1 protein-coding gene is annotated in these 223 nt (G+C 45.3%); it reads right to left on the minus strand.

What is annotated here, in order from left to right:
- Positions 1–223 (minus strand): glycerate kinase (locus HJV72_RS19130; protein WP_208073460.1); only part of this gene is annotated, 223 nt, incomplete at both ends.

Consider the following 223-nt stretch of genomic DNA (forward strand, 5'->3'; position numbering starts at 1 on the left):
GATGGCTTTCAATAATAATTCTGTTCCCGGTTTTAGCTCTGCGTTAAAAAAAGCCAGCAGTCCGCCACCCATGCCTCTGGCTGCACCTGCACCGGGGTAGTTCGTGATATCTTTTCCTGTCGTTTTCTTTATAACTTCGGCTAATGATTGCATGCCTTCATCCAGCCTTTGCACCATTTTATGATCGGTTCCTTTTTGTTGTGCAAAGATATATGCCACTCCG

This window comes from Extibacter sp. GGCC_0201, from assembly GCF_017566055.1.
GTDB lineage: Bacteria > Bacillota > Clostridia > Lachnospirales > Lachnospiraceae > Extibacter.